This window comes from Paracidovorax avenae ATCC 19860, from assembly GCF_000176855.2.
Lineage (GTDB): Bacteria > Pseudomonadota > Gammaproteobacteria > Burkholderiales > Burkholderiaceae_C > Paracidovorax > Paracidovorax avenae.
In genome coordinates, this window is the sequence record NC_015138.1 from 5,014,599 (window position 1) to 5,041,309 (window position 26,711).

The 26,711-nt window shown below is 70.4% G+C and carries 29 protein-coding genes and 1 riboswitch; of the genes, 21 read left to right on the forward strand and 8 right to left on the reverse strand.

Annotated elements, in window-relative coordinates; translation table 11 throughout:
* The first annotated feature begins 19 nt into the window (after nt 1-19).
* Complete coding sequence (locus ACAV_RS21755) at nt 20-1,630, forward strand: hypothetical protein (protein ID WP_013596735.1); 1,611 nt, start codon at nt 20-22, stop codon at nt 1,628-1,630.
* 27 nt (nt 1,631-1,657) lie between these two features.
* Here the strand turns inward: ACAV_RS21755 and ACAV_RS21760 are convergent, their stop codons facing one another.
* The gene (locus ACAV_RS21760) at nt 1,658-2,194 is read right to left on the reverse strand and encodes an Lrp/AsnC family transcriptional regulator (RefSeq protein WP_013596736.1); all 537 of its coding nucleotides are present in this window, start codon (nt 2,192-2,194) and stop codon (nt 1,658-1,660) included.
* Between the two features lie 198 nt (nt 2,195-2,392).
* On the opposite strand from ACAV_RS21760, the gene ACAV_RS21765 reads away from it, so the two are divergent.
* From ACAV_RS21765 to ACAV_RS21775, 3 genes are all read left to right on the forward strand, one after another.
* Nucleotides 2,393-3,409: a 1-aminocyclopropane-1-carboxylate deaminase gene (locus tag ACAV_RS21765; protein ID WP_013596737.1), complete on the forward strand. Its 1,017-nt coding sequence runs from the start codon at nt 2,393-2,395 to the stop codon at nt 3,407-3,409.
* Nucleotides 3,410-3,464: 55 nt separating this feature from the next.
* On the forward strand, nt 3,465-4,457 hold the full coding sequence (locus ACAV_RS21770; protein WP_013596738.1) for a Bug family tripartite tricarboxylate transporter substrate binding protein: 993 nt from the start codon (nt 3,465-3,467) through the stop codon (nt 4,455-4,457).
* Between the two features lie 167 nt (nt 4,458-4,624).
* Complete coding sequence (locus ACAV_RS21775; RefSeq protein ID WP_013596739.1) at nt 4,625-6,445, forward strand: methyl-accepting chemotaxis protein; 1,821 nt, start codon at nt 4,625-4,627, stop codon at nt 6,443-6,445.
* A 13-nt stretch (nt 6,446-6,458) separates the two neighbouring features.
* Here ACAV_RS21775 and ACAV_RS21780 read toward each other — a convergent pair whose 3' ends face one another.
* From ACAV_RS21780 to ACAV_RS21790, 3 genes are read right to left on the reverse strand one after another with little or no spacing between them, the layout of a single operon-like run.
* Nucleotides 6,459-6,968, reverse strand: a complete 510-nt coding sequence (locus ACAV_RS21780) for a hypothetical protein (RefSeq protein WP_013596740.1) — start codon at nt 6,966-6,968, stop codon at nt 6,459-6,461.
* Complete coding sequence (locus ACAV_RS21785; RefSeq protein ID WP_174270310.1) at nt 6,968-8,902, reverse strand: MFS transporter; 1,935 nt, start codon at nt 8,900-8,902, stop codon at nt 6,968-6,970. The genes ACAV_RS21780 and ACAV_RS21785 overlap by 1 nt, the downstream gene beginning before the upstream one ends.
* Nucleotides 8,903-8,955: 53 nt before the next feature.
* Nucleotides 8,956-9,840, reverse strand: coding sequence for a hypothetical protein (locus ACAV_RS21790; RefSeq protein WP_013596742.1), 885 nt, complete (start codon nt 9,838-9,840; stop codon nt 8,956-8,958).
* A gap of 114 nt (nt 9,841-9,954) precedes the next feature.
* On the opposite strand from ACAV_RS21790, the gene ACAV_RS21795 reads away from it, so the two are divergent.
* A complete protein-coding gene (locus tag ACAV_RS21795) occupies nt 9,955-10,686 on the forward strand; it encodes a helix-turn-helix domain-containing protein (RefSeq protein WP_013596743.1) in 732 nt (243 codons plus the stop codon).
* 3 nt (nt 10,687-10,689) lie between these two features.
* Here ACAV_RS21795 and ACAV_RS21800 read toward each other — a convergent pair whose 3' ends face one another.
* The gene (locus ACAV_RS21800; protein WP_218918154.1) at nt 10,690-11,454 is read right to left on the reverse strand and encodes a hypothetical protein; all 765 of its coding nucleotides are present in this window, start codon (nt 11,452-11,454) and stop codon (nt 10,690-10,692) included.
* Between the two features lie 325 nt (nt 11,455-11,779).
* Between ACAV_RS21800 and ACAV_RS21805 the strand changes: the two genes are divergently transcribed.
* The 9 genes from ACAV_RS21805 (at nt 11,780) to ACAV_RS21845 (ending at nt 16,135) form a co-directional block, all read left to right on the forward strand.
* Entirely contained in the window at nt 11,780-12,091 is a 312-nt protein-coding gene (locus ACAV_RS21805; protein WP_013596745.1) for a hypothetical protein, read from the forward strand.
* A 137-nt stretch (nt 12,092-12,228) separates the two neighbouring features.
* A complete protein-coding gene (locus ACAV_RS21810) occupies nt 12,229-12,540 on the forward strand; it encodes a hypothetical protein (protein WP_013596746.1) in 312 nt (103 codons plus the stop codon).
* A 37-nt stretch (nt 12,541-12,577) separates the two neighbouring features.
* Nucleotides 12,578-13,087 carry a hypothetical protein gene (locus tag ACAV_RS21815; RefSeq protein WP_013596747.1) on the forward strand — a complete coding sequence of 170 codons (510 nt, stop codon included), beginning with the start codon at nt 12,578-12,580 and terminating at the stop codon, nt 13,085-13,087.
* A gap of 63 nt (nt 13,088-13,150) precedes the next feature.
* Entirely contained in the window at nt 13,151-13,498 is a 348-nt protein-coding gene (locus tag ACAV_RS21820; protein WP_013596748.1) for a hypothetical protein, read from the forward strand.
* Nucleotides 13,499-13,508: 10 nt separating this feature from the next.
* Nucleotides 13,509-13,847 carry a hypothetical protein gene (locus tag ACAV_RS21825; RefSeq protein WP_013596749.1) on the forward strand — a complete coding sequence of 113 codons (339 nt, stop codon included), beginning with the start codon at nt 13,509-13,511 and terminating at the stop codon, nt 13,845-13,847.
* Nucleotides 13,844-14,047 carry a hypothetical protein gene (locus ACAV_RS21830; protein ID WP_013596750.1) on the forward strand — a complete coding sequence of 68 codons (204 nt, stop codon included), beginning with the start codon at nt 13,844-13,846 and terminating at the stop codon, nt 14,045-14,047. The genes ACAV_RS21825 and ACAV_RS21830 overlap by 4 nt, the downstream gene beginning before the upstream one ends.
* A 1-nt stretch (nt 14,048) precedes the next feature.
* Entirely contained in the window at nt 14,049-14,273 is a 225-nt protein-coding gene (locus tag ACAV_RS21835) for a hypothetical protein (protein ID WP_013596751.1), read from the forward strand.
* 18 nt (nt 14,274-14,291) lie between these two features.
* Complete coding sequence (locus ACAV_RS21840) at nt 14,292-14,981, forward strand: hypothetical protein (protein WP_013596752.1); 690 nt, start codon at nt 14,292-14,294, stop codon at nt 14,979-14,981.
* Nucleotides 14,982-15,040: 59 nt separating this feature from the next.
* Nucleotides 15,041-16,135, forward strand: a complete 1,095-nt coding sequence (locus ACAV_RS21845; RefSeq protein ID WP_013596753.1) for a hypothetical protein — start codon at nt 15,041-15,043, stop codon at nt 16,133-16,135.
* Nucleotides 16,136-16,175: 40 nt separating this feature from the next.
* Here ACAV_RS21845 and ACAV_RS21850 read toward each other — a convergent pair whose 3' ends face one another.
* Nucleotides 16,176-16,880, reverse strand: coding sequence for a S24 family peptidase (locus ACAV_RS21850; protein ID WP_013596754.1), 705 nt, complete (start codon nt 16,878-16,880; stop codon nt 16,176-16,178).
* An 88-nt stretch (nt 16,881-16,968) separates the two neighbouring features.
* Here ACAV_RS21850 and ACAV_RS21855 point away from each other — a divergent pair, with 88 nt between their 5' ends.
* The 6 genes from ACAV_RS21855 (at nt 16,969) to ACAV_RS21880 (ending at nt 23,586) form a co-directional block, all read left to right on the forward strand.
* On the forward strand, nt 16,969-17,223 hold the full coding sequence (locus tag ACAV_RS21855) for a transcriptional regulator (protein ID WP_013596755.1): 255 nt from the start codon (nt 16,969-16,971) through the stop codon (nt 17,221-17,223).
* A 170-nt stretch (nt 17,224-17,393) separates the two neighbouring features.
* Nucleotides 17,394-17,822, forward strand: a complete 429-nt coding sequence (locus ACAV_RS21860) for a YXWGXW repeat-containing protein (RefSeq protein ID WP_013596756.1) — start codon at nt 17,394-17,396, stop codon at nt 17,820-17,822.
* A gap of 164 nt (nt 17,823-17,986) precedes the next feature.
* Nucleotides 17,987-19,006 (forward strand): Bug family tripartite tricarboxylate transporter substrate binding protein, encoded by a 1,020-nt coding sequence (locus tag ACAV_RS21865; RefSeq protein ID WP_013596757.1) that lies wholly within the window; start codon nt 17,987-17,989, stop codon nt 19,004-19,006.
* A 214-nt stretch (nt 19,007-19,220) separates the two neighbouring features.
* Entirely contained in the window at nt 19,221-20,690 is a 1,470-nt protein-coding gene (locus ACAV_RS21870; RefSeq protein ID WP_013596758.1) for a SidA/IucD/PvdA family monooxygenase, read from the forward strand.
* A gap of 46 nt (nt 20,691-20,736) precedes the next feature.
* Entirely contained in the window at nt 20,737-21,927 is a 1,191-nt protein-coding gene (locus tag ACAV_RS24265) for a CMD domain-containing protein (protein WP_013596759.1), read from the forward strand.
* Nucleotides 21,928-22,070: 143 nt separating this feature from the next.
* Nucleotides 22,071-22,180, forward strand: a riboswitch (glycine riboswitch).
* 86 nt (nt 22,181-22,266) lie between these two features.
* Nucleotides 22,267-23,586, forward strand: coding sequence for a D-amino acid dehydrogenase (locus ACAV_RS21880; RefSeq protein WP_013596760.1), 1,320 nt, complete (start codon nt 22,267-22,269; stop codon nt 23,584-23,586).
* 15 nt (nt 23,587-23,601) lie between these two features.
* On the opposite strand, the gene ACAV_RS21885 is transcribed toward ACAV_RS21880, so the two are convergent.
* Together ACAV_RS21885 and ACAV_RS21890 are read right to left on the reverse strand one after the other, a co-directional pair.
* Nucleotides 23,602-24,921: an FIST signal transduction protein gene (locus tag ACAV_RS21885; protein ID WP_013596761.1), complete on the reverse strand. Its 1,320-nt coding sequence runs from the start codon at nt 24,919-24,921 to the stop codon at nt 23,602-23,604.
* A gap of 47 nt (nt 24,922-24,968) precedes the next feature.
* Entirely contained in the window at nt 24,969-25,919 is a 951-nt protein-coding gene (locus ACAV_RS21890; protein WP_013596762.1) for a PhaM family polyhydroxyalkanoate granule multifunctional regulatory protein, read from the reverse strand.
* A gap of 300 nt (nt 25,920-26,219) precedes the next feature.
* Here ACAV_RS21890 and ACAV_RS21895 point away from each other — a divergent pair, with 300 nt between their 5' ends.
* Nucleotides 26,220-26,690 carry an HU family DNA-binding protein gene (locus ACAV_RS21895; protein ID WP_013596763.1) on the forward strand — a complete coding sequence of 157 codons (471 nt, stop codon included), beginning with the start codon at nt 26,220-26,222 and terminating at the stop codon, nt 26,688-26,690.
* The last annotated feature ends 21 nt before the right edge of the window (nt 26,691-26,711 follow it).

The following is a 26,711-nucleotide window of genomic DNA, read 5'->3' on the forward strand; positions in this document are numbered from 1 at the left end:
AGACCCCAAGGAGGAGCCCATGCCTGCACCGAACTTCGCCCGTACCGCGGGCGTTCTATTGCTCTGCGGCTGCGGATTCGCCGCGCCCGCCCTGGCCGGCGTGGTGGCCGGCACCGGCAGCGCACCGTCGCGCAGCCAGCTGGGCGCGACGGACGCGGTCGCCCTGCAGCCCGCCACCAACCAGCTCGGACACGTGCTGCTGGTGCCCTACTTCACCGCGCAGCAGGGCCAGATGACCGTGCTGCACCTGGCGAACACGGATCTGTCCAACGGCAAGGCCATCAAGCTGCGCGTGCGCGGCGCCGCCAACGGCGACAGCCTGCTCACCATGACGCTGCTGCTCTCGCCCGGCGACATGTGGACCGGGGCCATCACGGCCGGGTCCGACGGCCGCGCGCAGATCACCACCGCGGACGGCTCCTGCACGTCGCCGCAGCTCGCGGCCGGGGTCTCCCAGCCATTCGCCACCGACCGGCTAGACCCCGCCCTGGGCGCGGCCGACCGCGCCAGCCACACGCGCGAGGGCTCCATCGAAGCCATCGTCGCCGCCGACATTCCCTCGGCGGCGGTGTACGGCGCGAGCGGGCAGGAGCGCTCGGCGCTGTTCACGGCGATCCGCCAGGTGTCGGAAGTGGCGCCGTGCACGGGGTCGGCCATCGATGCCGCCCTGCAGCAGGACGCTGGCGACGAGGCCACCGCTGCCGCCCGCGGCTTCGCCACGCCATCGGGCGGCGTGGGGGGCACCTGGTACATCATCGACGTGCCCGGCGCGACCACGTTCTCCTCCCCGATGACCACGCTGCAGGCCGTGAACGCGGCCGGCCAGCCGGGGCGCGGCAATTACGTGCTGTTCCCGCCCACCGACCAGGCGATCGCCCAGCCCGAGCGCTTCACGGCCGATCCGCTGCTGGTGTCGGCCGGTTTCGCATCGCGGCAGAAGGACATCGACGGCACATCCACCGTGCCGACCATGAGCGCGGTGATACAGGCACGCGCCTACGACCTGCCCGATCTTTCCACGCCCTACCACCTGCCCGCCTCGGAAGCCAACGCCCGCAGGACGGCCGCCGAGGTGTCGGAACTGCTCAATGCGCGCGAGGTGCGCAACCAGTACGCGCTCGAATCCTCGATCACCGCGCAGACGGACTGGGTGTTCGCCATGCCCACCAAGCGCTACAGTGTGGCCATGGACTACGCGGCCGGCGCGCGCACTTTCTCGATCGTGCCGCCGGCCGGCACGGGCGACCAGTTCTTCCATTCCGACAACACCACGGTGTCCGGCAACCAGGTGTGCAGCGCCAACGGCAACTGGTCGTTCCTGGTGTTCTCGCGCGAGGCCTCGGTGTCCACGAACGGCGCCGCGATCCCCTCCGCGCTGCCCCTGGTGCCGCGCCTGTGCGGCACCGTGTCGGTGGCGGCCTTCAACGGCGTCTCCCCGCTGTCCAGCACCGTCGCGCGCGCCCCGCTGCGCAATGGCTTCCAGTCCGGCTGGGCCGCGCTGCAGATCCCGGATCCGGCCGGCCTGCCGGTGACCGGCGCCGCGTTCATCAAGCTCACCAACCCCGGCGTCGCGGCGGGCCTGGCGGGCCGCTACGGCCTGATCTACCCGCACATGGTGCGCCAGCCCTGAGGGCGCAGGGGCGGCATGCCGCCCCCGTCAGATGGCCAGCGGCAGCTCCGTGGTGGACACCACGTTGCGCAGCGCCATGAACGAGCGCACCTGCCGCACGCCCGGCAGGTAGAGCAGCTGCTCCGCATGCAGGCGGTTGAAGCTGTCGCTGTCGCGCGTGCGCACCAGCATGAAATAGTCGAACTCACCCGTCACGAGGTGGCACTCCATGCAGCCCGATATCTGCGCGGCGGCCTTCTCGAACGCGGCGAAGGACTCGGGCGTGGAGCGGTCCAGCACCACGCCGATCATCACCAGCATGCCCGCGCCCACCGCGCGCGGATGCAGCAGCGCGACCGTGCGGTCGATCAGGCCCAGGCGCTTGAGGCGCTCCACGCGGCGCAGGCAGGCCGGCGGGCTCAGGTGCACCTTGGCGGCCAGCGCCACGTTCGATACCGACGCATCGCGCTGCAGCGCGCGCAGGATGGCGCGGTCCGTGCGGTCGATCTCCGCAGGCGGCGGCGCGGGGGGAGCGAGTGGCAGCTCGGCAGCGCCACTCTGCCTGCGTAATTTTGTTGCGCACATGAGCGATCTCCTGGAACCAAAAAACGCAATACGCAGCCACTCATGCATTTCATGCACGATTTCCCGCCTGCATTTGCAACCCTGTTTCCCGCGCATTTTCCTACGATGCAGTCAACGGTGCACGGCCTCGCAGGCCCTGCGCCGGACCCGGGCCCCGGCCCTGCTCCCTCCGTTCCTCTCGCCCCTGGCACCGCATCCATGAACCTGCAGAAATTCCCCCGCCACGCCCTCACCTTCGGCCCCACGCCCATCCATCCCCTGAAGCGTTTGTCCGCGCACCTGGGCGGCAAGGTGGAGCTGTACGCCAAGCGCGAGGACTGCAACTCCGGCCTCGCCTTCGGCGGCAACAAGACCCGCAAGCTCGAATACCTGATCCCCGAGGCGATCGAGGGCGGCTACGACACGCTGGTGTCCATCGGCGGCATCCAGTCCAACCAGACGCGGCAGGTGGCCGCGGTGGCGGCGCATCTGGGCATGAAGTGCGTGCTGGTGCAGGAGAACTGGGTGAACTACTCCGACGCGGTGTATGACCGCGTGGGCAACATCGAGATGTCGCGCATCATGGGCGCCGACGTGCGGCTGGACGCCGCGGGCTTCGACATCGGCATCCGCCCCAGCTGGGAGCAGGCCATGGAAGACGTGCGCCGCGCCGGCGGCAAGCCCTTCCCCATCCCCGCGGGCTGCTCCGAGCATCCGCGCGGCGGCCTGGGCTTCGTGGCCTTCGCCGAGGAAGTGCGCCAGCAGGAGAAGGAACTGGGCTTCCAGTTCGACTACATCGTCGTGTGCTCGGTCACCGGCAGCACGCAGGCCGGCATGGTGGTGGGCTTCGCGGCCGACGGCCGTGCGGACCGCGTGATCGGCATCGACGCCTCCGCCAAGCCGGAGCAGACGCGCGAGCAGATCCTGCGCATCGCGCGCAACACGGCGGAACTCGTGGAACTGGGCCGCGAGATCACCGACGCCGACGTCGTGCTCGACACGCGCTACGGCGGCCCCGAGTACGGCCTGCCCAACGAGGGCACGCTGGAAGCCATCCGCCTGTGCGCGCGGCAGGAGGGCATGCTCACCGATCCGGTGTACGAGGGCAAATCCATGCACGGGATGATCGACATGGTGCGCAACGGCGAATTCCCGGAAGGCTCGCGCGTGCTCTACGCCCACCTGGGCGGCGTGCCGGCGCTCAACGCCTACAGCTTCCTGTTCCGCAACGGCTGAAGCCCGCCGCGGCCCCGCGCCTGTTCCCCCGTTCCCCGCCGGAAGGAGGCCCGATATGACGAAGTACCTGCCGGCGCTGCGGCGCACCGGTGCCGCACTCCTCATGGCCATCGCGGCATCGGGCCCGGTGCCCGCCGCGCACGCCGAGGGCTACCCTGCCAGGCCCGTCCAGCTCGTCGTGCCCTTCCCTCCCGGCGGGGCCGTGGACATCGTGGGCCGGCTGATCGGCAAGCCGCTGGGCGACGCCCTGGGCCAGCCGGTCGTGGTCGAGAACAAGGCCGGCGCGGGCACCATCGTGGGGGCGGGCTTCGTCGCCAACGCGCCGGCCGACGGCTACACGCTGCTGATCAGTTCGGGATCCACCTTCACCGGCAACCCCGCGCTCAACCCCAGGCTGCCCTACGACCCGCTGCGCAGCTACGAACCCATCGGCATGGTGGCGCGCGTGCCGCTGGTGCTGCTGGCCCACCGCGACGTGCCGGCCCGCAACCTGGCGGAGGTGATCGCCGCGGTCAAGCGCACGCCCGACAAGTTTTCCTACGGATCGTTCGGCAACGGCACCACGGGCCATTTCGCGGGCGAACTGCTATGGGCCGCCACCGGCATCCGGCCGATGCACGTGCCCTACCGGGGCAGCGCACCGGCCATGGCGGACCTGATGGGCGGGCAGATTCCCTTCACCATCGACACGGTGGCGGCGGCACTGCCGCAGTTGAAGGCGGGCAAGATCAAGGCCATCGCGGTCATGGGCGCCACGCGCGCGACGCAGTTGCCCGGCGTGCCCACCGTGGCGGAAAGCGGCTTTGCGGGGTTCGCCGCGGACTCCTGGCTGGCCGTCGTCGCGCCGCGCGGACTGCCGGCCGAGGCCAGGACCCGGCTGCAAAAGGCCCTGGCAGAGGCGATGGCGGCGCCCGAGGTCCGCAGCAAGCTCACCGCCAGCGGGCTGGAGCCGGCCTATGAACCCGCCGATGCCGTGCAGTCGCGCATCGAGGAGGAATTGCCACGCATGCGCGCCATCGCGCAGCGCGCGAACATCCGTGCGGAATGAACGCCAGGAGGACTGTAGGCAAAATTCGCCTATTTCCTCATTTTTCGCCAGAAAATGCATCATTTTCAGCAATTTATTTCCAACCGAATAACAATCCGTTACTTCGCTGTGCGGCCGGTCCCGGCAAGGCCCCGGGGCGTCCCATGACCTTCCCAGGAAGTAACACCATGAACATCTTTCGCGACATGAAATTGGGCACCATGCTGGGTGCCGGCTTTTCCGCCCTTATCCTTCTGGGCCTGCTTCTCGCCTCTGTCGGCAAACTGCAGCTGGGAGCCGTTTCCGAAGACGTGGACCTGCTCACCTCGGACCGCATCGACAAGGTGGCACAGGTGCAGGAGCTCAAGGACAACGTCAACCTCGTAGCCCGCAGCGTGCGCAACATCGCCCTGCTGGAAAACGCGCAGCAGATGGAAGCGGAAAGGCAGCGGATCGACAAGGCGACCGCCCGCAATTCGGAAATACTCGAAAAACTGGGGACCACCATCCACTCGCAGCGCGGCCGGGAGCTGCTGCAGCAACTGCTGCAGGCACGTGCGCCCTATGCCGCTGCCGTCAACAAGGCCGTGGGCCTCGGTTTGAAGAACGACATGGCCGCAGCCCGGGATGTGCTGCTGAACGAAGTCCGTCCCCTGCAGCGCACCTACTTCCAGGCCATGGAAGACCTGGGCGCCTACCAGCAGCAACTGATGGCCGACACCGGCACGGAAGCCCGGAACCAGGCGGCCAGCGCCAGCCGGCTGATGCTGGTCCTCGCCGCCGTCTCGGCCGCCCTCGGCGCACTGCTCGCCTGGTCGATCACGCGCCGCGTGAAGAGCCAGCTCGGCGGCGAACCCGCCTACGCCGCACAGATCGCCCAGGAAGTCGCCCGCGGCAACCTCGCCGTCCACGTCGATCTGCGCCCCGGCGATTCCTCCTCCGTCCTCGCCGCCATGGGCGCCATGCGCGCCAACCTCGCTCAAGTAGTCTCCGAGGTCCGCCACAGCAGCGAATCCATCGCCACCGGCGCATCCCAGATCGCCACCGGCAACGCCGACCTCAGCCAGCGCACCGAGGAGCAGGCCTCCAACCTCCAGGAAACCGCCGCCTCCATGGAGCAGATGAACTCCACCGTCAAGCAGAACGCCGACACCGTCCGCACCGCATCCCAGCTCGCATCCTCCGCTTCCGCCACCGCCGCGCGCGGCGGCGAAGTCGTGGGCAACGTCGTGCGCACCATGCAGGACATCACCGACTCCTCCCGCAAAATCGGCGACATCATCGGCGTCATCGACTCCATCGCCTTCCAGACCAACATCCTCGCCCTCAACGCCGCCGTCGAGGCCGCTCGCGCCGGCGAGCAGGGCCGGGGCTTTGCCGTCGTCGCTTCCGAAGTCCGCACCCTCGCGCAGCGCTCCGCACAGGCCGCCAAGGAGATCAAGGCCCTCATCGGCGAGAGCGTCTCCAAGGTCGAGACCGGCTCCCAACTCGTGGGCGAGGCCGGCTCCACCATGGGCGAGATCGTCGAGCAGGCCCGCCGCGTCGCCGACCTCATCGCCGAGATCGGAGCTGCCACCCACGAGCAGGAGCAGGGCATCTCCCAGGTCAGCGACGCCGTCAACCAGCTCGACCAGGTCACACAGCAGAACGCCGCCCTCGTGGAGGAATCCGCCGCCGCCGCCGACAGCCTCAACTCCCAGGCCGCACGCCTCGTGCAGCTCGTCAGCGTCTTCCAGGTCGATGCCAACGCTTCCCAGGCCGTCATCGCCCAGGCGCAGTCCCGCAGCCGCGACACGGCCCGTGCCGCTTCCGCCGCGCTGCAGCATGCCAAGGCGCCCGCCACAAGCCCGCGCCCTGCGCCCGGCATCGCCACCGCACCGAAGCATCCCGCACCGGCGCAGGCATCGGCCGCCGCACGGCCAGCCCTCGCCCCAGCCAAGCCGGCCGCCCCGGCCTCCGCCAGGACCCCGCCCGCCCGCTCCAGCAACGACGACTGGGAAACCTTCTGACGGGCGCCCCGGTTCAGGGGCGCAGCCAGACCTGCATGCGCGGGTAGGGCTCACCTCCCTGCGCCGCAGCCTGCACGGGCGACAGCGCCATGCCTGTCGCGGCGAGCCCCGCGAGACCGAGGTACACGCCCATGCCGAAGGTGAAGCGCAGGCTCTGCGCCTGCCCGTGGTAGCCGCCATCGTGGAACAGCACGGCGTCATCCAGCCCGAGGTGGCAGGAGGCCGCCCAGGCCCAGGCCGTGGCCTCGATCTCGCCCCCGTGCTCCACGGCCGGCAGGTCCTGCAGCGCGTCGTCCATGCCCGCGCGCAGCGCGGCAGGCACCACCGCCAGGTGGCCCGCCTCGTGCAGCAGGTCGCCCGGCCACGCCAGCCGCTCACGGTCCACGCAGAGCCCGCCGCGCTCGATGCGCACGCCGGGCAGGAAGGAGCCGTCCGGCAACGGCGCCTCGCGCACCGGCAGGCCGATGCCCCGCAGGAAATCCATGATGCGCAACGCGAGCGCGCCGCTGTCTTCGCCCTGCATCACCGGTCCAGCAACTGCGCCACGCGCCCCTGCAGCATCTCGGGCTGCACGGCTTCCGCCGGCACCGGCGCGCCCACGTTCAGCCCCACGCGGTTGAACAGGCCGCGGCGGAACGGGCGCGCCATGGCGTTGCCGTCCACCCGGCTGAAGAAGGACCCCCACAGGTTGGTGAGCGCCATCGGCACCACCGGAGGCCGCACGCCTTCGGCCGCCGCGCGCTCCAGGATCTTCATGATCCCGCCCTTGAACAGCTGCAGCTGCCCGTCGCGGGTGATGCCGCCCTCGGGGAAGATGGCCAGCAGGTCGCCTTCGCGCAGCACCTGCGCCGCGCGCTCGAAGGCGGCCTCGTAAATGGCGGCATCCTCCTTCTGGGGCGCGATGGGAATCGCCTTGGCGAGCCGGAACAGCCAGCCCAGCACGGGCACGCGGAAGATGCGGTGGTCCATTACGAAATAGATCGGGCGGGGGCTCGCGGCCATGAGCAGCACGGCATCGACGAAGCTCACGTGGTTGCAGACCAGCACCGCCGCGCCCTGCGCGGGGATATGCGCATCGCCCCGCACGCGGAAGCGGTACACCAGCCGCGACAGCACCCAGGCCGCGAAGCGCAGCAGGTATTCCGGCACGATCAGGAAGATGTAGCCGGCCACCAGGGCATTGGCGATGCCGGTGAACAGGAACACCTGCGGCACGCTCCAGCCGGCCGACAGCAGCGCGCCCGCGATGACCGAGCTGCCGATCATGAAGAGCGCGTTCAGGATGTTGTTGGCCGCGATGATGCGCGCGCGGTGCGTGGGCTGGCTGCGCATCTGGATGAGCGCGTACATCGGCACGCTGTAGAGGCCGGCGAACAGCGACAGCAGCAGCAGGTCCGCCATCACGCGCCAGTGCGCGGGCTGCGCCAGGAAGGTGCCCAGGCCCATGGCGGGTGCGGGCGGCAGGCCGCGCGAGGCGAAATACAGGTCGATGGCGAACACGCTCATGCCGATCGCGCCCAGGGGCACCAGGCCGACCTCCACCTGCCGGCGCGAAAGCACCTCGCACAGCAGCGAACCGATGCCGATGCCCACCGAGAACACGACCAGCAGCAGCGAGGCCACGTGCTCGTCGCCATGCAGCACCTCCTTGGCGAAGCTGGGGAACTGCGAGAGGAACACCGCCCCGAAGAACCACATCCAGCTGATGCCCAGCAGCGAGCGGAACACCACCGGGTTGCCGTGCGCCAGCTTCAGGTTGCGCCAGGTTTCGCTGACCGGGTTCCAGTTGATGACCAGGCCCGGATCGGTGGCCGGCGCGCTCGGGATGAACTGCGCCACCGCCCGCCCCGCGAGCGCGACGACCACGCAGGCAGTCGCCACCCAGGCATGGCCCACGCCGGGCACGGCCACCAGCAGGCCGCCCGCGACCTGGCCGAGCAGGATGGCGACGAAGGTGCCCATCTCCACCATCCCGTTGCCGCCCGTGAGCTCGCGCTCGGACAGCACCTGCGGCAGGTAGGCGAACTTCACCGGGCCGAACAGCGTGGAATGCAGCCCCATGAGGAAGGTACAGCCCAGCAGCACCACGGGGCTGGCTGCCAGGAAGCCCCAGGCCGCCACCAGCATGATGGCGATCTCCAGGTTCTTCACGACGCGGATCATGCGCGTCTTGTCGATCTTGTCCGTGAGCTGGCCCGACGTGGCCGAGAACAGCAGGAACGGCAGGATGAAGAGCGCGCCGATCACCAGCCCCGCCATCGAAGGCGGCATCCACGACACGCTCAGCTGGTAGGTCACCATCACGGTGAAGGCGAACTTGAAGAGGTTGTCGTTCGCGGCCCCCGCGAACTGCGTCCAGAAGAACGGCGCGAACCGCCGCTGGCGCAGCAGCGCGAACTGGTTGGGGTGGCTCTCGTGCCCGCCATCCGGCGGGGAGGCGGCCTCCGTCGCCGCCATGCGGATCTGTTCCTGGCTCATGCCGTGCTCCTGGGGAGTGTGTGGAAATCGCGTCATTTCACCTTCGCGCCGGCGGGCATTGTGCCTTCGCGCCGCCCGCGCCAGGGCGTGCCGCGCTCGCAGCGCGCGAAATACCGGCCCGGGGCCAGCGCCGCCAGCAGCGGCCAGGCCGCCATCGCCGCGGCCAGGTGCTTGAGGCTGTGGCCGGACACCAGGTGCCCCGTGGCAGCGAACACCGCCGCATCGCCAGCCTCCAGCAGTTTCGCCAGGCCGTACCAGGCGATCACCGCGGCCAGGGAAACGCCCAGCCGCCCCGGCATCGGTGCCCGGCCGGCCCGCTGGCACCACCACGCATCGGCCGCCAGGGCCAGCAGGAGCAGCATGCCGCCGCCCTGCAGCACGGCCCAGGGCCACAGGTCGCCGGTGATGCCCCAGGTGCGCAGCGCAGCCGCGCCGCCGGCCAGCACCGTGGCCCCCGCGAGGGCGGCGGCCCGCGCGCCGATGCGCTCGTCCACCGCGAGCGCCAGCATGCCGGCGAACGCCACGAGCATGCCGGCGCGGTCCGCCAGCAGCGTGATGCCGTGGGGCTGCCAGTGGTAGAGCGCCGATCCCCCGGCGGTCAGCAGCAGGCCCGCGAAGAACAGGCCCGCCGCCGCCGCGGTGGCCGCCCGCAGCGCGCCTTCGCGCACCCGGGCTGCCAGCCGCGCCAGCCCGAAAAGCCCCAGCAGCGCGAACGGCAGGTTGGTGAGCACGTCCATGGCATGCGGCAGGCCCCAGAGCGTGCGCTGGTCGGCATAGGCATACGCCTGCGGCCCGGGCGGAACGAAGGGCCCCGCCAGGGCCAGCGCCACGCCGGCCAGCAGGACGGCGCAAAGCATGCCTTCGCGGCGGGACGGCGGCAGGGGCGCGGTGCAGGAAGAGGAAGCGAGGGGGTGCATGGAAGGCGCGTGCAGTGGATGTGCCGGGCAGTCTCGTGCCGCGCCCGGCCTTCAGCATCGCCCGGTGCAACCAGCACTGCCGCCGGCCACTCGCAGTATCCATAATCGATACCCATGAGCACCACCGCCGACCTCGTCATCGCCCTGAAGAAGGAACTCAAGGCCGCGCACATGACGTATGCCGACCTCGCGCAGGCCCTGGGCATGGCCGAATCCAGTGTCAAGCGCATGCTGGCGCGCGGCGACATGCCGCTGTCGCGCATCGACGCCATCTGCCGCGCGCTGCGGCTGGATTTCGCCGACCTCGCGCGCCGCGTGGCCGACAGCCAGCCCCTGCTCGACCAGCTCTCGCTGGAGCAGGAACGGGCCGTGGTGGCCGACAAGAAGCTGCTGCTCATGGCCATCTGCGTGCTGAGCCAGTGGACGCTGGAGCAGATCCTCGGCACCTACCGGCTCTCGGACGCGGAAGGCGTCAAGTACCTCGCGCAGCTCGACCGCATCGGTATCATCGAGCTGCGCCCGCTCAACCGCTACCGGCTCAAGCTCGCCAAGACCTTCCGCTGGCGCGCACATGGCCCGGTGATGCACTACTTCCGCGACCATGCCCTGCTCGATTATTTTTCGGGCGGCTTCGACGGCCCGGGCGAAGGCGTGCTGATGGTGCATGGCGCCATCGGGCGCAGCCTCGCGCCCGCCTTCCAGGAGCGCCTGCAGCGCGTGGCGCACGATTTCGCGCAACAACACCTCGCCGACCAGCGCCTGCCCGAGCGCGACCGCGAGGGCTATACCGTGCTGCTGGCGATGCGGCGCTGGGAGTTCGAGGCCTTCACCGCGATGCGGCGCTGACCCTCAGCGCCGGAATATCTGGCGCAGCGCGCTGCAGATGCAGGCGGCGAGCTCCTCCTGCTGCTCGATGCCCAGTTGCACGGAGCGGTCGAAATTGCGCGCCCAGGTGATGCGGCGCAGCGAGGAATCCACCAGCCGTATCGACGCGCGGATGCGCTCCGCATCGATGCGGACGCTGCCTTCGATCGAATGGCGCGCCACCAGGCGCTGGGCGCACCGCGGCACCGGTCCGGCGGCGGCCGCAGGGGCAGGCGGCGGCCCCGACGCCATGAGCACGTCGCCGAACGACTTGTAGAGCTGTTCCAGCAACTCCTCGTGCAGCCCGTAGGCGAATGCCTGCCCGTCCACCCGTTCGGCGATGCAGTGCAGCGGCTGGAGCATCAGCAGGTGCGCGAACCCGGCATCGCGCAGCGCGGCGCCGCGGCGCCGGACCACCGGCATGTAGGTGCCGACGGGAATATGGATCTCGATGCCGTGCGGCGGATCGTTGCCCGCGTAGTAGGCGTCGAGCCGCTGCCGCAGGCGGCCCACCTGCACGCGCACGATCGGGTCCTCCGACGGCAGGAAGCTGGCCGGGTCCCGGCCGAATACCTCGATGCCGACGGCGTACTCGCTGGTGTTGCGGCTGTCGCCCGCGATCGCCTGCGTCACGAGAAAGCGCAGCAGCCGCTGCATCCGGTGCGCCTTCGCGAAAGACTCGCTCCGCACGATCGCATCGCATGCGGCGCGGACGTCCTCCTCCCTGATGTCCTCGTTCCCGTCTTTCACAGTCAATTCCCTCATTCGTCTGTTCGTTCTTATGCGGGGAGACTGCGTGCGGTGCCGCGGCAGCCGTCCCCCGCGAAAAGCTTCGCACGAATCGAGGGATAGCGGGATGGGTGCGGCCGGCGGCCGTGGCAGCGCTGATACGCGCGGTGCTACGTGGGCGGCGCGCAGTGTCCGGCCCGGCGCCGCTGCGCCGGGCCTGCACGGTTACGGTAACGCGGCGGCGGGCTTAACCGTAACGATACTTCCGGGCCGCGGCGCCCAAAAATAAGATGGCATCCAGCACGCGGCCACACCGCGGCACACGACAACACCACTGGAGGGCTCCATGTCAGATTCGCTTCCGTCCGATGTCATACAGGCCATCGCGATCTCGAACGCGAAATCCATCGGCGAGCAGCCGGCGATCCTGGCCAACCTCGCGCTGGCGCAGCAGATCTTCAACCAGAACATGCAGCAGCAGATCGCGCTGAGCCAGCAGCAGGCGATGAACCAGGTGCAGATGGCCGCCACCGCCAAGAGCATCGCCATGATCGACAACTGCAAGAACCAGGACACGATCGACCAGCTGACACGGGACATCGAGAAGCTGATCCGGGACATGGACATGATGCAGAACCGCCGGGGCACCGCCGGCTGACCGGCCGCGCGGCCCGGACAACGCATGCGTTCGCGCACGGCCCCGGCCGGGCGCAAGCCATCCTCCCCATTCCGGGGCGGCGGTAGGCAAGCCGCCATGTCACATCTCAACAACCTGACCAACGAGGAGAAGAAACCATGGCTTTGAACGAAGAAGTAGTGAGCGCCGTCGCCATCGGCAACCTGAAGGCCATCTCGGAGCAGCCTGCGATGCTGTCCAACCTGGCCTACTCGAACACGGTGGCCAACACCAACCTGTCGCAGCAGAACGCGGTCGCCAACCAGCAGGCCATGAACGAACTGGGCATCTCCATCGTGGCCAAGGCCTCCAACACGGTGAGCAACCTCGGCCCGCTGGAAGCCCGCTCCGCGGTGGACATCCTCACCAACGACGAGCTGGCGCAGACCATCGCCGACATGAAGGCCACGCTGCAGGCCTTCAAGGGCTGACGCCCTGCGCCGCAGGGCCTGAAACGGAGGGCAGAACATGCTTGACGAACAAGTGGTGAGCGCAGTGGCGATCGGCAATCTGAAAGCGATTTCGGAGCAGCCGGCGATGCTGTCGAACCTCGCCTATTCCAACGTGGTGAGCACCAGCAACCTCGGGCAGCAGAACGCGGTGTCGAACCAGCGCGCGGTCGGCGAACTCGGGCTGCCGCTGGTGGCCAAGGCCACCAACACCATCGGGAACATCGGCCCCCTGGAGGCGCGCTCCGCGGTGGATGTGCTGACGAGCAACGAGCTCGCGCAGACCATCGCCGACCTCAAGAGCGTGCTGCAGGCCTTCACGGGCTCGCCCGGCGGAATCCCGCCAAAGGGCCTGCTGAAGGACCTCAAGGCGCTGGTGGACCTGGGCCTGCGCGTGCAGGACGGCATGCTCGTCGTGCCGCCCGGGGCCACGCCGATCCTGATCCCGGGCAACATCGCCAAGGAAGACATCCAGATCGGCATCGAGAAGCCGGGGGTGGTCATCCAGGTGACCCGCATCCGCCGGTAATACCGGCGGCGCAGGCGGGGCGGCCCCCGGGCCGCCCCGCATTTCCGCGACGAGGGAGGAAACATGGGACGCATCGAAATCAAGGACATCACCGGCGGCGAAGGCCTGCCGGCCGCGGTGATCGAAGCCGTGGCCCTGTCGGGCATGGCCACCGCCCAGCAGCCGTCGGCCCTGTCGAACCAGGCCTACGCGAACCAGGTCGCGAGCAACCAGCTGAGCGCGCAGAACCAGGTGGCCCGGCAGGACGCCATGAACCGGCTGCACCTTGCCATCCTGGCGCAGGCGGTGAACCAGGTGCAGGACCTGCAGCCCGCCACCGCACGCTCCGCCACGGAGGTGCTCGCCGGCGGTGAAGCCGCCCAGGCGCTGGCCGGCCTCCAGGCCGTGCCCGGCGCACTGCCCACCCGTTGAGGAGCGCGGAATGGACGAATCCCTTTCCCGGACCCTCGCCCCGATGGAGCAGCACAACCGGCTGCTCATGCAGCAGATCGAGGGCAGGCTGCGCAGCGGCTTCAGCGCCGCGCTGGACAGCGGGGACTGCTACGTGATCCGCAACCAGGGCACGGGCGTGCTCTCGGTGCTCGCATCCAGCACGATCGAAGACGACCACGAGGTCGTGCACGGCCCCGGCAGCTTCGCACAATGCATCGGGTTCGTGAATTCCTCCGTGGTCACGCGGATGGCCGAATCCGACGGCTGGAGGCCGGCCCCCGCGCCGGCCGCAGCCGCCAACACCCCAGACAAGGAGCAGACAGCATGAAACCGCAGGAATCCATCGAGGAACTGGGCAAGGCCGTGGAGGACATCGCCGAATCGATGACCAGGGTGGCCACCAACATCGCCCTGCTGGGCGTGGAAGGCGATGCCGACGAGCAGATGCGCGTCATCACCGAAGAGAACAACAAGGTGCTGGACCGCATCCGCAAGCTCTACAACCTGCCGGCCGCCCCGGGCGCCTGACATGGCAGCCTCCGGCTCGATCGTCGACGCGCCCCTGGCCGCGGCCGCCGCGCTGAACGCGACCGCCCTGCCGGAGGCCGATGCGGGCTACGCGCTCATGGCGCAGGCCCTGCGCAGCGAGCAGCCCTCGCCGGTGATCTTCGGGTCGCTCGCCGTCAGCGCCGCCGCGATCGTCCAGGGCCTGGCGCTCTACGAAGCGACCATGGCGCGGGGCCGCGCCGGCTGACCCGCACACGAGCCGCCCATGCCGCGCACCGAGCCTGCATGGCGCCCGCTGCCGGAGCAGGTGGTGGTGGTCGCCTTCCCCACGGCATACCGGCAGGCGGCAGGGCCTGGCGCCGGCAGTCCCGCGGGCTTCTTCATCGTGCAGGCCCCGGCCCCGGACATCGCCCTGCCGCGCAGCGATTTCGGATGGCTGCAGCTGTCCGCGCCCGAGGCGATCTCGCCGGGCTGGAGCCGCGTCGCCTACCAGGCCGAGGACAACACCCTGGGCACGCGCAGCGTCCCGGTGCCCGTGGTCGTGCGCCAGCGCAGCTATGCCGTCGATTTCCTGCAGCAGCCCGGGCTGCTCGTGCAGACGGAGATGGTGCGCGTGCTGAATTCGCCACTGAACATCGATGCCCTGATGGCCGTGATGTTCATCGCCAGCCTGATCCGCAAGATCCCCATCCCGCCCATCAGGCTGCTCGTCACGGTGCTCGCGCTGCTCGCGCTCGTGGCGCTGGGCATGGCCGTCTCGCTGCTGCGCCACGCCTTCGCCGGCGTGCCCGAACCCCGTCCGCTGTCCACGGACACGAACGGCGTGCCCATCGAGGTCTTTCCGGGGCTGTCGGTGTCCCGCGGCCTGCCGCTGGCGCAAGTGCCCGCGGAGGACCAGACCATCGCCCTGCAGACCGTCAAGGAAATCTACTGGCTGCTCAGGCAGGCCGCATGACGTGCGCGAAAGCACGCCGCCCCGGTTTTCCCACCCCCCCCAAGAGAGAGAGGTTTCACGTGCCCATCACCATCGAAGACATCCTGCCGACCGGCGGCTACACCTCGGTCCTGCCGCTGAGCTACATGGTGCCGACCTTCTATCCCACGCCGCCCGGCAGCGTGGACTCCCGCTCGGGCGCGCCCCGCATCCGGCTGGACGATCCGGACCTGCAGGCGCGCGCCCAGCGCCTCGTCAACGTGCTGTTCTGGACGGCCACCACCCTCCAGAACGTGGAGGGCATGCAGGACGCCCGCACGCTGAAGGTGTTCATCGCCCCGGAGTTCTATTTCCGCAAGGCCTCCCGCGAAGAGTCCGCCGGCGACCGCTTCCTGCGGGACACCAGCTTCGGTTCCTATCCCGAAGATGCACGCTATGCGCTGGCCGAGATGCTCTACGCCGTGATCCAGGGCTCGACGCTGTTCCGCGACTGGGTCGTTGTCGCCGGCACGGTCTGCTCGGTGCTTCCGATGCAGGACGACCACCGGATGAACCTGCTCAACACCGCGATCATGCTGCGCGGCAGCCGCGCCCGCCTCGATGCCAGCGTGCCCTACATCCTCATGGAGAAGCACTACATCTCCCACATCGACGGCCCGCCCCAGGACTGGCACGCCAACCTCGACCCCACCACCACCTACAGCTTCCAGCTCAATCCGGACCAGAACCTGGACAACCTGGTTTTCTGGGACGAGATGGCGGTGGGCCTGGAGGTGTGCCTGGACCATGCCAAGCAGGTCGTGGCGAACGCCATGAACACCGTGGCGCAGACGCTGGGGCCGCAGGCCAGGGCCCTGGACCTGCAGCTGGTCACCTCCTGCGGCATGGCCATCGTCCCGCAGGCGGTGGCGGTGGCCGACGGCGCCCTCGTCATGCTCACCGACGGCATGTCGCACCTCCAGCACCTGCAGGAGCCGCTCTTCCAGATCGGCCGCTACGACGCCGCGACGAACACGACCCGGCTCATGGACCTCGCCAACTTCCAGTTCTCGGAACTTCCCGCGCACGAGGATTACCAGGTGGACTACCTGCGGGGCCTCTACACGAAAAAGCAGTTGCGCCAGGGCGTGTGGACGGCGAGGAGCGCCCTGCCGCTGCGAAGCGTTTCCAGTTGACGGGCTGGCGCCCCGCCGAGGCGGGGCGGCAGCGCGCGGCTCACAGCGTCTCGCTGTGCACGTGCACCACCCGCCCGACGAGCCGGGCAGAGGGTGCCGTGAGCTGCTTGCGCGGGAACCGCAGCGCGTTCTCCGCGGCCAGCCACCATGCACCGCTGTCGCGCACCACCCGCCGCACCAGGCAGGCGCCCTCGTAGTCCACCACGAACACCTGCCCGTCGGCCGGCGACGGCTCGCGGGTATCCACCGCCACCACGTCCCCGGGATGCAGTGACGGCTGCATGCTGTCGTCGCCCACCGCGACGGCGATCAGGTCGCGCGCGCGCAGGCTGCGGCGCTCCAGCCACTCGTGGGTAAGCGCGATGGTGCGCATGCCGCCGTCCGCCGTGCAGGCGGGTTCGGCGCCCTGCCGCGCGCCCAGGTCCTGCTGGCGGCGCACCTCCAGCACCAGCACGGCATCCATGCCCGCGCCGGTCTCCGCATCCGGATAGGCCGGGTCCCGCTCGCCCGCCTGCAGGGGCGCCTCTCCGTCCGCCTGGAACCAGGCGCGCATGCCGCGCAGCGTCTCGATCGCTCGCACCGTCTTGTCCGACACTGCGCGCGATCCCGACAGCATCTGCCGCACGAAAGCCCCGTCGCGGTACCCCAGCAGGCGCGCGAACGCGGTGACGTTGCCCGCCGTGAGATGGGCAATCGCCTCATCCAGGCGCTGGCGCCGATACAGTTGCAACGCGGTTTCGTCCATGGTGCGGAAAGTAGCACACGCTACGGTTGCTTTTGCTACTTTGCAAAAATAGAATCCAGAGCAATTGCTACTTTCCACGGGGCGGGACATGACGTTGCACGAATACCTCCAACAGCACGGCGCCCTGAGCGTCCGCCAGCTCCGGCTGCGCATGGCGCAGTACGGGTCGCCGATCAAGAGCGACGCGCAGATCCGGCAGTGGCAGCACGGCTACGCCCGGCGGATCCCCTCCCCGCTGAACTGCGTGGCCATCGAGCAGGCCACGGGCGGCCAGGTCACGCGCAAGGACCTGCGCCCGCACGACTGGGCCGCCATCTGGCCGGAGCTGGGCGCGGCGCGCTGACACCCGTGCGGACGAACGCGGGAAACACCTGCACACACCGCTTCGCACGGCGGCGACACCGGGGCGACACGGCGTTGACGCTCCGCGGCGAGCATGGGGCCATGGATGACCGGGACCACCGGGGCCGACCGGGCCCGGCACCGGGATTCCGAGCCTTTCAGGAGACTTCCATGACCCACCGCCAGGCCCTGTCCCTCTCCGCCGCCTCGCTCGCGCTGGCCGCCGCCATGGGCACGGTGACCACCGCCGCGCAGGCCGCCACCAGCGCCACCGTCATCGTGCAATCCGGTCCGCAGTACGTCGCGCCCGCGCCCGTGGTGCTGGAGCGCTGGTCCGCGCCGCCCCCGCCCCGCTATGAACGCGTGCCGCCGCCGCGCCGCGGCATGGTCTGGGAACAGGGCCACTGGGAATGGCGCGGCCGCGGCCACGTCTGGGTTCCGGGCCACTGGCTGCGCGCGCGGCCGGGCTATGTGTACCGCCAGCCGGGCTGGGTGCAGCAGGGCGGCCGCTGGGAGATGCGCCGTGGCGGGTGGGACCGCGACGGCGACGGCGTGCCCAACCGCTACGACCGCCGGCCCGACGATCCCTACCGGCGCTGATCCCCCTGCCGCCCGGCCGGCGCCGGGGGCCATACCCCATAACCATATGGGCGGGCGGGCATGAAGCCTTGCCCACAATGGCGCATTCCTTGCTTCCCACCGGACCGCCCCACCCGGGCGGCCCTGTCCGGGCAGGGATCCTGTTCTTTCCTGGGACCCTTCGCATGCGCCGTCTTTCCGATTCCTTCTCCTGGCTGGGTGCCGCCGCGCTCGCCGCCGCGGCCCTGGCCGCCGCCTCCCCCGCCCTCGCGGCGGATCCGCACGGCGCCGCCGACTGGCCGCGCCAGCCCGTCACGCTCATCATGGGCTTCCCGGCCGGCTCGGGCGTGGACGTGGTGGCCCGCTCCGTGCAGGAGCCGCTCAGCCAGAAGCTGGGCCAGCCGGTCATCATCGACTACAAGTCCGGCGCCGCGGGCAACATCGCCAGCGAGTACGTCGCCCGCGCGAAGCCGGACGGCTACACGCTGGCCTTCGGCACCGCGGCCACGCACGGCAGCAATGCCGCGCTCTACAAGACGCTGCCTTTCGACGTGGAGGCCGACTTCGTGCCCGTGGGCACGCTCATCGACGTGTCCAACGTGCTCACCGTGAACCCGAACGTGATCGACGCGAAGACGCTGCAGGAATTCGTCGACATCGTGAAGGCCAATCCCGGCAAGTACAACTACGCCTCCACCGGCAACGGCGCCGGCACCCACATGGCGTTCGCCGAATTCAACGCGCGCCTGGGCCTGAACATGGTGCACGTGCCCTACAAGGGCGGCCCGGAGGCCATCACGTCGGTGGTGCGCGGCGAGACCTGCTGCATCATGAACCAGGTGCAGACCGTGCTGCCGCACTACAAGGCCGGCAAGGTGCGCCTGCTGGGCGTGACCACCGCGAAGCCCGTGGCCGCCGTGAAGGAGGTTCCCAGCATCGCATCGAGCGGGCTGCCCGGCACCCAGGGCTTCGACAGCTCCATCTGGTTCGGCATCTTCGCGCCCAAGGGCACGGACCCGGCCATCGTGCGCAAGCTCAACACCGCGCTGCGCGAGGTGCTGGAACAGCCCGAGGTGCGCCAGCGCTTCGAGTCGCAGGGCAACACGGTGCGCATCGAGACGCCGGAGCAGTTCGCCCAGACCGTGCACAAGGACCGGGCCAAGTGGGCGCAGGTGGTGAAGGACGCGAAAATCAGCGTGGACTAGAGGACAACCCCCTGAGCGGCTTCGCCGCTCCCCCCTTCTCTCGTGGCGCTGCGCGCCTCGGGAAGGGGGGCACCCCCAGCGGCCTGGCGGAGCCAGTTCCGCGGGGGTCGCTGGCTTTGGGCCGCGCCGGTTTCAGGCGCCGTGACGAAGCCGGCCCGGCATTGCCATCGCATCCCATCGCACTACCTGCTCTGCTACTGCATCGATCTTTTCCATGGCTATCTCCTCCCCTCTGGGCGCGGCCGGGCTGGCTGCTCTTGAACAGCGGCTGCAGCACGATCTGCTGACCCTCAACTGGCGCGCGAAGGCCTGGCTGCCGCAGCGCACGCACGCGGGCCGGCCGGTCATCGACGTGCTCATCATCGGCGCCGGCCAGGCGGGGCTGGCGGCCAGCATGGCGCTGGCGCAGCAGGGCATCCCTGCGGTGCTGCTGGACCGCGCGCCGGAGGACCACGAAGGGCCCTGGGCCACCACGGCGCGCATGGAAACGCTGCGCTCGCCCAAGGAGCTGACGGGCCCGGCGCTGGGCGTGCCTTCGCTCACCTTCCGTGCGTGGTTCGAGGCCCAGTGGGGCGACGACGCCTGGGCCGCGCTCGACAAGATCCCGCGGCTGCAGTGGATGGACTACCTGCGCTGGTACCGGCGCGTCACCCGGGCCGACGTGCGCAACGGCCATGCGGTCACCGCCGTGCGGCCGCGCGGCGACGGGCTGGTGGAGGTGGACGTGCAGGCGCAGGGCCAGGCCACGACCTGGTTCGCGCGCCGCGTGGTGCTGGCCACCGGCCGCGACGGCCTGGGCGGGCCGCAGATCCCGGCTTTCATGCAGGGGGTCGGCCGCGGCCGCTGGGCGCATTCGTCCGATGTGCTGGACTACGCCACGCTGCGCGGCCTGCGCGTGGGCGTGGTGGGCGCCGGCTCGTCGGCCATGGACAGCGCCGCCACGGCGCTGGAATCCGGTGCCGCCAGCGTGGACCTGCTGGTGCGCCGCCCCGACCTGCCCCGCATCAACAAGTCCAAGGGCTCGGGCGTGCCCGGCCTCACGCACGGCCACCACGACCTGCCGGACGCCTGGAAGTGGCGCATCCGCCACTACATCAACACCACGCAGGTGCCGCCGCCGCACGGCAGCACGCTGCGCGTCTCGCGCCACCCCAACGCCTTCTTCCACTTGGGCTGCCCGGTGCAGGGCGTGCGGGAGAACCCGGCCGACGGCGCGCTGCATGTCGCCACGCCGCACGGCACCTTCGCCTTCGACTTCCTGATCGTCTCGACCGGTTTCGCCATCGACTGGGCGCAGAAGCCCGAGTTCGCGGCCATCGCTCCCCACGTGCGCACCTGGGGCACGCGCTACACCCCGCCGCCGGGCGACGAAGACCAGGAACTGGCCGACTCGCCCGACCTGGGCCCCGTGTTCGAGTTCCGGGAGAAGTTGCCCGGTGACTGCCCCGGCCTGGAGCGCGTGCACTGCTTCTGCTATCCAGCCGCGCTGTCGCACGGCACCGTCTCGGGCGACATCCCTGCCATCAGCGACGGCGCGCGCCGGCTGGCCACCGGCCTTGCCAGCCTGTTCTACCGCGAGGATGTGGATTACCACTTCGGCGTGCTGCAGGCCTATGCCGAGCCCGAACTGCTGGGCGACGAATGGACGCCCGCGGACACCGCCCGGCGCGTCCTGCCCGGCTGACCTGCCGCCCCCGCCCTCTCTTCCTGCCCACTGCAACGGATTGCCAATGACCGACACCGCCGCTACCACCACCGCATCCCGCGACACCATCGACCACATCGCCGGCCTCGTGCCCGGCAGCGCGGCCCATGCCGTGCGCCACCAGCGCGACAAGGTCGCCACGGCCACGCAGGGCTGCGAAGACGCCCTCTTCGGCCCCGGCCTGCCCGGCGGCCTCACGCAGGCCGAGCGCCTGGCCGTGGCGCACGACATCGCCCGCGTGAGCGGCCTGCCCGCGCTGGCGGCGCACTACCGCGCGGCCCTCCAGCCCCTGCATCCCCCGCCGGCCGTGCAGGCGCTCGTCGATGCGCCCGACGCCGCGATCGCGGACGCCCGCCTGCAGGCCATCGTGCATTTCGCGCGCACGCTCGCCACGCACCCCGCCGAAAGCGACCAGGCCGCCCTGCAGGCCCTGCCCGCCGCGGGCCTCCCGGTGCCGGACACGGTGCTGCTCGCCCAGCTGATCGGCTTCGTCACCTACCAGTTGCGCGTGGTGGCCGGCGTGGCCGCGCTGGCGCAACTGGGCGAGACAGGCGCCGCGCCGGCCGCTACCGCAGCGCAACCGGCGGACGCCGCCCCCTTCGTCCATCCCGCCAACCTGCCCGCGCCCGGCGAGCCGCTGCGCGTGAACGGCTACACCAGCGAAACGCTGGACTGGAAAGCCTGGCTGCCCGTGCTCGATCCCGCCACGGCCACCCCCGAGCAGAACGCAGTGCTCGACCTCAGCCATCCCAAGGCCCGCACGTCGGACTTCTACCTGCTGCTGGCGCACCAGCCCCGCGTGCTGTCCGAGCGCTCGCAGGCCTTCAACGCCATCATGTACGCGCCGGGCGGCCTCGCCCGCGCCGAGCGCGAAGTCGCCAGCACCGTGGTCTCGCGCGTGAACGGCTGCGTGTACTGCGCCTCCGTGCACGCCCAGCGCTTCGAGCAACTGGCCAAGCGCAACGACGTGATGGCGCAGATCTTCCAGGAACCCGACACCGCCGGCACCAATGCGCGCGAACGCGCCATCGTGCAGGCCAGCGCCGCGCTCACGCGCACGCCCGGCACGTTCGGCGCGCAGCACCTGCAGCCGCTGCGCGACGCCGGCCTGTCCGACCTCGAGATCCTGGACGCTCTGCACGCCGCCGCCCTGTTCGCCTGGGCCAACCGGCTGATGCTGAACCTGGGCGAAGCCGTCTTCCCGCAGGCCGGCTGAACCCGCGGCCGCGCCGGACGCTATGCGCGGCGCGGTTTCGCTGCTACGATCCGCCCCGCAGGAGAGCGAACGGCCCGGCCCGGCTGGCGTTCCACCGAAGGCGCAAACTCCCATACACGCTCAGGTACCGTACTGCACACCATCGAATGCCGTCTGGAGAGCCGCCACAGCCTGTGGCGCACCGAAGGAGCAAGCCCTGCGCCGTGTTGGCCGCGGGGTGAATCTCTCAGGTACCAAGGACAGGGGGAGCGGCAGCCGGGCCACGCGCCTGCTGCACGCTATCGACCCATAGCTGCCTGCACGCGCACGCCCGGCGCTTCACCCTCGAAAGGTTTGAAGATGCGCGTGATCGTCCTCGGCGCCGGCTTGCTCGGCACCACCTCCGCCTATTTCCTCCAGCAGCTCGGCCACGAAGTGACCGTGATCGACCGCCAGGCCACGCCCGGCGCGGAAACCAGCTTCGCCAACGGCGGCCAGATCTCAGTGAGCCACGCCGAGCCGTGGGCCAACCCGGGTGCCCCGCTCAAGCTGCTGCAATGGCTGGGCCGGGAAGATGCGCCGCTGCTCTTCCGCCTGCGCTCCGACATGCGCCAGTGGCTCTGGGGCCTGCAGTTCCTGCGCGAATGCACGCCGGCGCGCACGCGCCACAACATCGAGCAGATCGTGCGCCTGGGCACCTACAGCCGCGAAACGCTGCAGCAGCTGCGCCGCGACACCGGCATCCAGTACGACCAGCGAGCGCAGGGCATCCTGCACTTCTACACCAGCCGCAAGGAATTCGACGGAGCGCTCGCACCGGCCGAGCAGATGCGCCAGCTCGGCTGCGAACGCCGCGTGGTGAGCGCCGACGAGGCCGTGCGCATCGAACCGGCCCTGGCTTCCATCCGCTCCCAGCTGGCGGGCGCCACCTACACCGATGCCGACGAATCCGGCGACGCCAATGCCTTCACGCGCGCGCTGGCCCAGCGGGCCGAACAGGCCGGCGTGCGCTTTCGCATGGGCTGCCACATCACGGCGCTGCGCACTGCGGCCGGGGCCATCGACCACGTGGAGATCACCGACGCGGAAGGCCGCTTCGAGCGCGTGCGCGGCGATGCCTACGTGCTGGCCATGGGCTCGTTCAGCCCGCTGCTGGCCGAGCCGCTGGGCCTGCGCCTGCCCATCTATCCGGCCAAGGGCTATTCGGTGACGCTGCCCGTGCGCGATGCCTCCGCCGCCTACGAGGTCAGCCTGACGGACGACGAATACAAGCTGGTCTTCTCGCGTTACACCCGCGCGGCCCGGGACGGCCAGCCGGCGCGCGACGTGATGCGCATCGCCGGCACCGCGGAACTCAACGGCTACGGCCGCGACCTCCACCCGGTGCGCTGCGAGGCCATCGTGAAGCGCGTGGAGCAATTGTTCCCCGGCGCGGGCGACACCTCGCAGGCACAGTTCTGGTCGGGCCTGCGCCCGGCCACGCCGAGCAACGTGCCGCTCATCGGCCGCACGAAGCTGCCCAACCTGTTCCTCAACACCGGCCACGGCACGCTGGGCTGGACGCATGCCTGCGGCTCGGGCCGCGCCATCGCCAGCATCGTGAGCGGGATCGTGCCCGAGGTGGATTTCGCCTTCACGGGCATGCCGCGGGGCCGCACCGCCGTACCGGCGCTGGCCTGAGCACCCGGGCGCGGCCTAAGCTTCGCCCGGGCCCGCGCAGGTGAACACGGTCAGCACGCCGGTGTAGCCGTAGAGCCGGTGGTGGGCGATCTCTCCGCCCGCGAAGAACCCCACCAGCGGCACGTCGCCCAGGGCGTGCCGCACGATCTGCATTTCGGCGCCGGGCCCGCCGAAGTGCGGCCCGCCCCGGCCCGAGCAGCTCACGTAGATGGCTCCCATGATCGTGCGCTCGGGCATGCCCCCGGTGGCATGGTCCAGCGCGCGCATCAGCGCCGCGCGTTCGCCCGCATGCGACGGCGGCGGGGCGGCCGCGGGCTCCTGCGGCTCCGGCGCCAGCTCCTCGCGGATCTCGGCGCAGATGCGCATCAGGTCGGCGCGCGCCGCCGCCACGTTGCGCTGGCAGAACGCGAGCCGCATGCCCTCCTCCACCTTGTCGGCGAGCGCCACGCCATGCCGCATCGGATCCAGCCCGACGAGATGCCGCACGCGCACGTCCGTGCCGAAATGGCCCGTGCGCCCCATGGGCTGCGAGCCCTCGTCCACCAGGCCCGCCAGCGTCGCGTGCAGGGCGCGCAGCGCGGGCTGTGGATCGCCTTCCAGGGTGATGCCCAGCGTGCCCAGCAGCACGTCCAGCGCGGGCTCGCCGTCGAGCGCGAGCACCACGTTGTCCTGCGCGCGCGTGATCTGCGCGAACGGGCCGACCGGCTGGCATCCCTGGGTCACGCGCGACAGCATGCCCACGCCGCTGCCGAACGCCACGCCCGACAGACCGCCGCCGAACACGCCCCGCGCCGCGCCCTGGCCCGCGATGTTGCCGTTGCCGCCCACCGCGAACTGCACGCTGCGCCCGCGGCTCGCCGCGATGCCGCCGAACAGGTAGCCCGACTCGGTGCGGTCCGACATCTCCGCGATCAGTTCGGCGAGGTCCGGCGTATCGCCATCGGCATGCACCAGCGCCGTGTGCGGCACGAAGCCGCCCGCGGAAGCACCGCCGCGCGACAGCGGCGCCACGCCCGAGAACACGCGGTACTGGTCCTGCGGCAGGTCCAGCAGCATCACCGACAGGGCCGGCTCGTCGAAATACTCGGCATTGTTCGCCGCCACGCCCACGCCCACCGTGCCGCTCCAGTCGGTCACCTCCGGGAGTTCGGCCGCGAGCACATCGAGCAGCGCCTCCGCGTCCTCCGCGTAGTGGTCCGTGATGTAGAGCACGCCGAGCGTGGGCGCGCTGGCGTAGTGCGGCAAGGCCATCTGCGCGCGCAGCTGCGCCAGCACCAGCGCGGCGGCCATGCGCCATTGCGGGTGGGTGGCATGGCCGTTGGGAAAGAGTTTCATGGTCGGAAGCATCGGTGGACCGCGGTCGCAGATGGCGGCCGCGCCCGTCAGGAACGGCCCTTCGGCCCGGGCTGGGGACTGGCGGTGCGGCGTGCGCCCGCAGGCAGCGCCCCTGCCGGGGCCTTCGCGGGAGAGGCCTTCGTGGAAGAGGCCCTGGCGGCGGCGCGCGGCGCAGGGGCCGCCGCGGAAGGCGGGCGCTTCGCACTGCGGGCCGCCCCGCCGCCGTCCTGGCCCTTGCCTGCGGCGCGCGTGCCCGCGGTGCCGGCCTCCGTAGCCTGGCGCGCGGCATCCTGCATGCCCTGCATGCCTTGCGCGGCGAACTGCGTCGCCATGTCGGTGGCCGTCTTGAGCGCCTCCGCCGCCATGCCGCGCGTGGCGTCCATCGCGGGCAGCTTGGAGACATCGCTCATCGCATTGGCGGCGATCTGCTGGAACTGGCCCGTGAGCGCGGACCACCATTGCATCGGGTCCACCACGCCCGGCGCGGCGGCAGGCGGTTCGGTGCCGGTGTCGCCGGCAGACTCGTGTCCCGATGCCGCCGGAGCCTGTGCGGCCGGCTCCGGAGCGGGTGCCGGCTCGGGCGGCGCGGCACGGGGTGCCCGTGCGAAGGGATCGGGGCGTGGCGCCGCAGGCGCGGGCCCTTGCGAGGACGGCGCCGCCTGCGGCGTGAACGCCTTCGCGATGTCGCCCATCGCCACGTTCATGCCCTGCAGCGTGGACAGCGTCATCTTCTGCACTTCCAGTGCCTGCACGGTCGCCGTGAGCGCGCGGGAATTCTGGTCCAGCCAGAACTGCACCGCCTTCAGTTCGCTGATGCGTTTTTCCAGCTCTTCCACGCTGATCGTGGGCGCTACCCAGCCCGAGAGCGGCGGCATCTGCGGCATGCCCGCCGCAGCGCCCTTGGCGAGGTTCTGCAGGAAATCGAAGCCCGGCACGAACCGCCCGAAACCGAAGGGGGAGGTGTCGCTGCCGGCGGAATTGCTGTCGTTGCTGCTCATGGCCTGGGCTCCTTGCGTGGGGCGGAACATACCGCTGCGTTGCGCCGGGGCACCGGCGCCGTGGGTGGCAGCTTAACGCGATTGCGCGGCTCCACCAACGCGGCCAGCCCCTGCATCCACGCAACCATTACAGGCTTTTCGCACGCGCCGCACACGTGTCCGAAGGCTCCGGATGCGAGGCTGCGCGCACCTTGCAGCCGCAAAAGCGCGTGCAACCCGCGCCACAGGCGGGCAAACGCCATAGAATCCGCCGACCAGCCCGTCTGGAATCCTCAATACGTCAACACGAGAAAACCAACCATGGCAACTGCAAAGAAAGCCGCATCCGCCCCGGCAAAGAAGGCGGCCGCTCCCGCGGTGAAGAAGGCCGCGGCACCCGCGAAGAAGGCTGCTCCCGCGAAGAAGGCCGCTGCCCCCAAGGCAGCACCTGCCGCGAAGGCCGCGCCCGCAGCGCTCAAGCCCCTGAAGGCCACGTTCACCAAGACCTCGCTGATCGCGCACCTGGCCGAGCAGGCCGGCGTGGAGCCGAAGGCCGCCAAGGCCGTGATGGCCGCGCTGGAAGCCACGATCCTGGGTTCGGTGCACAAGAAGGGCTCCGGCGAATTCACGCTGCCCGGCCTGATGAAGATCGGCCTGCAGCAAGTGCCCGCCAAGAAGAAGCGCTTCGGCAAGGACCCGTTCACGGGCGAAGAGCGCTGGTTCCCCGCCAAGCCCGCATCGGTCAAGATCAAGACCCGCGCGCTGAAGAAGCTCAAGGACGCCACGGTCTGAGACCGCGCTCCCCGAGCATGA

What these genes read in the sequence shown, in the direction of transcription:
- ACAV_RS21760 (WP_013596736.1), bottom strand. Translation starts at nt 2,194, where the DNA reads ATGTGCGCAACAAAATTACGCAGGCAGAGTGGCGCTGCCGAGCTGCCA.
- ACAV_RS21835 (WP_013596751.1), top strand. Translation starts at nt 14,049, where the DNA reads ATGGCAGCCTCCGGCTCGATCGTCGACGCGCCCCTGGCCGCGGCCGCC.
- ACAV_RS21880 (WP_013596760.1), top strand. Translation starts at nt 22,267, where the DNA reads ATGCGCGTGATCGTCCTCGGCGCCGGCTTGCTCGGCACCACCTCCGCC.
- ACAV_RS21825 (WP_013596749.1), top strand. Translation starts at nt 13,509, where the DNA reads ATGGACGAATCCCTTTCCCGGACCCTCGCCCCGATGGAGCAGCACAAC.
- ACAV_RS21795 (WP_013596743.1), top strand. Translation starts at nt 9,955, where the DNA reads ATGAGCACCACCGCCGACCTCGTCATCGCCCTGAAGAAGGAACTCAAG.
- ACAV_RS21765 (WP_013596737.1), top strand. Translation starts at nt 2,393, where the DNA reads ATGAACCTGCAGAAATTCCCCCGCCACGCCCTCACCTTCGGCCCCACG.
- ACAV_RS21790 (WP_013596742.1), bottom strand. Translation starts at nt 9,840, where the DNA reads ATGCACCCCCTCGCTTCCTCTTCCTGCACCGCGCCCCTGCCGCCGTCC.
- ACAV_RS21755 (WP_013596735.1), top strand. Translation starts at nt 20, where the DNA reads ATGCCTGCACCGAACTTCGCCCGTACCGCGGGCGTTCTATTGCTCTGC.
- ACAV_RS21820 (WP_013596748.1), top strand. Translation starts at nt 13,151, where the DNA reads ATGGGACGCATCGAAATCAAGGACATCACCGGCGGCGAAGGCCTGCCG.
- ACAV_RS21830 (WP_013596750.1), top strand. Translation starts at nt 13,844, where the DNA reads ATGAAACCGCAGGAATCCATCGAGGAACTGGGCAAGGCCGTGGAGGAC.
- ACAV_RS21805 (WP_013596745.1), top strand. Translation starts at nt 11,780, where the DNA reads ATGTCAGATTCGCTTCCGTCCGATGTCATACAGGCCATCGCGATCTCG.
- ACAV_RS21850 (WP_013596754.1), bottom strand. Translation starts at nt 16,880, where the DNA reads ATGGACGAAACCGCGTTGCAACTGTATCGGCGCCAGCGCCTGGATGAG.
- ACAV_RS21775 (WP_013596739.1), top strand. Translation starts at nt 4,625, where the DNA reads ATGAACATCTTTCGCGACATGAAATTGGGCACCATGCTGGGTGCCGGC.
- ACAV_RS21860 (WP_013596756.1), top strand. Translation starts at nt 17,394, where the DNA reads ATGACCCACCGCCAGGCCCTGTCCCTCTCCGCCGCCTCGCTCGCGCTG.
- ACAV_RS21870 (WP_013596758.1), top strand. Translation starts at nt 19,221, where the DNA reads ATGGCTATCTCCTCCCCTCTGGGCGCGGCCGGGCTGGCTGCTCTTGAA.
- ACAV_RS21785 (WP_174270310.1), bottom strand. Translation starts at nt 8,902, where the DNA reads ATGGCGGCGACGGAGGCCGCCTCCCCGCCGGATGGCGGGCACGAGAGC.
- ACAV_RS21885 (WP_013596761.1), bottom strand. Translation starts at nt 24,921, where the DNA reads ATGAAACTCTTTCCCAACGGCCATGCCACCCACCCGCAATGGCGCATG.
- ACAV_RS21865 (WP_013596757.1), top strand. Translation starts at nt 17,987, where the DNA reads ATGCGCCGTCTTTCCGATTCCTTCTCCTGGCTGGGTGCCGCCGCGCTC.
- ACAV_RS21840 (WP_013596752.1), top strand. Translation starts at nt 14,292, where the DNA reads ATGCCGCGCACCGAGCCTGCATGGCGCCCGCTGCCGGAGCAGGTGGTG.
- ACAV_RS21895 (WP_013596763.1), top strand. Translation starts at nt 26,220, where the DNA reads ATGGCAACTGCAAAGAAAGCCGCATCCGCCCCGGCAAAGAAGGCGGCC.
- ACAV_RS21815 (WP_013596747.1), top strand. Translation starts at nt 12,578, where the DNA reads ATGCTTGACGAACAAGTGGTGAGCGCAGTGGCGATCGGCAATCTGAAA.
- ACAV_RS21780 (WP_013596740.1), bottom strand. Translation starts at nt 6,968, where the DNA reads ATGCAGGGCGAAGACAGCGGCGCGCTCGCGTTGCGCATCATGGATTTC.
- ACAV_RS21810 (WP_013596746.1), top strand. Translation starts at nt 12,229, where the DNA reads ATGGCTTTGAACGAAGAAGTAGTGAGCGCCGTCGCCATCGGCAACCTG.
- ACAV_RS21890 (WP_013596762.1), bottom strand. Translation starts at nt 25,919, where the DNA reads ATGAGCAGCAACGACAGCAATTCCGCCGGCAGCGACACCTCCCCCTTC.
- ACAV_RS21855 (WP_013596755.1), top strand. Translation starts at nt 16,969, where the DNA reads ATGACGTTGCACGAATACCTCCAACAGCACGGCGCCCTGAGCGTCCGC.
- ACAV_RS24265 (WP_013596759.1), top strand. Translation starts at nt 20,737, where the DNA reads ATGACCGACACCGCCGCTACCACCACCGCATCCCGCGACACCATCGAC.
- ACAV_RS21770 (WP_013596738.1), top strand. Translation starts at nt 3,465, where the DNA reads ATGACGAAGTACCTGCCGGCGCTGCGGCGCACCGGTGCCGCACTCCTC.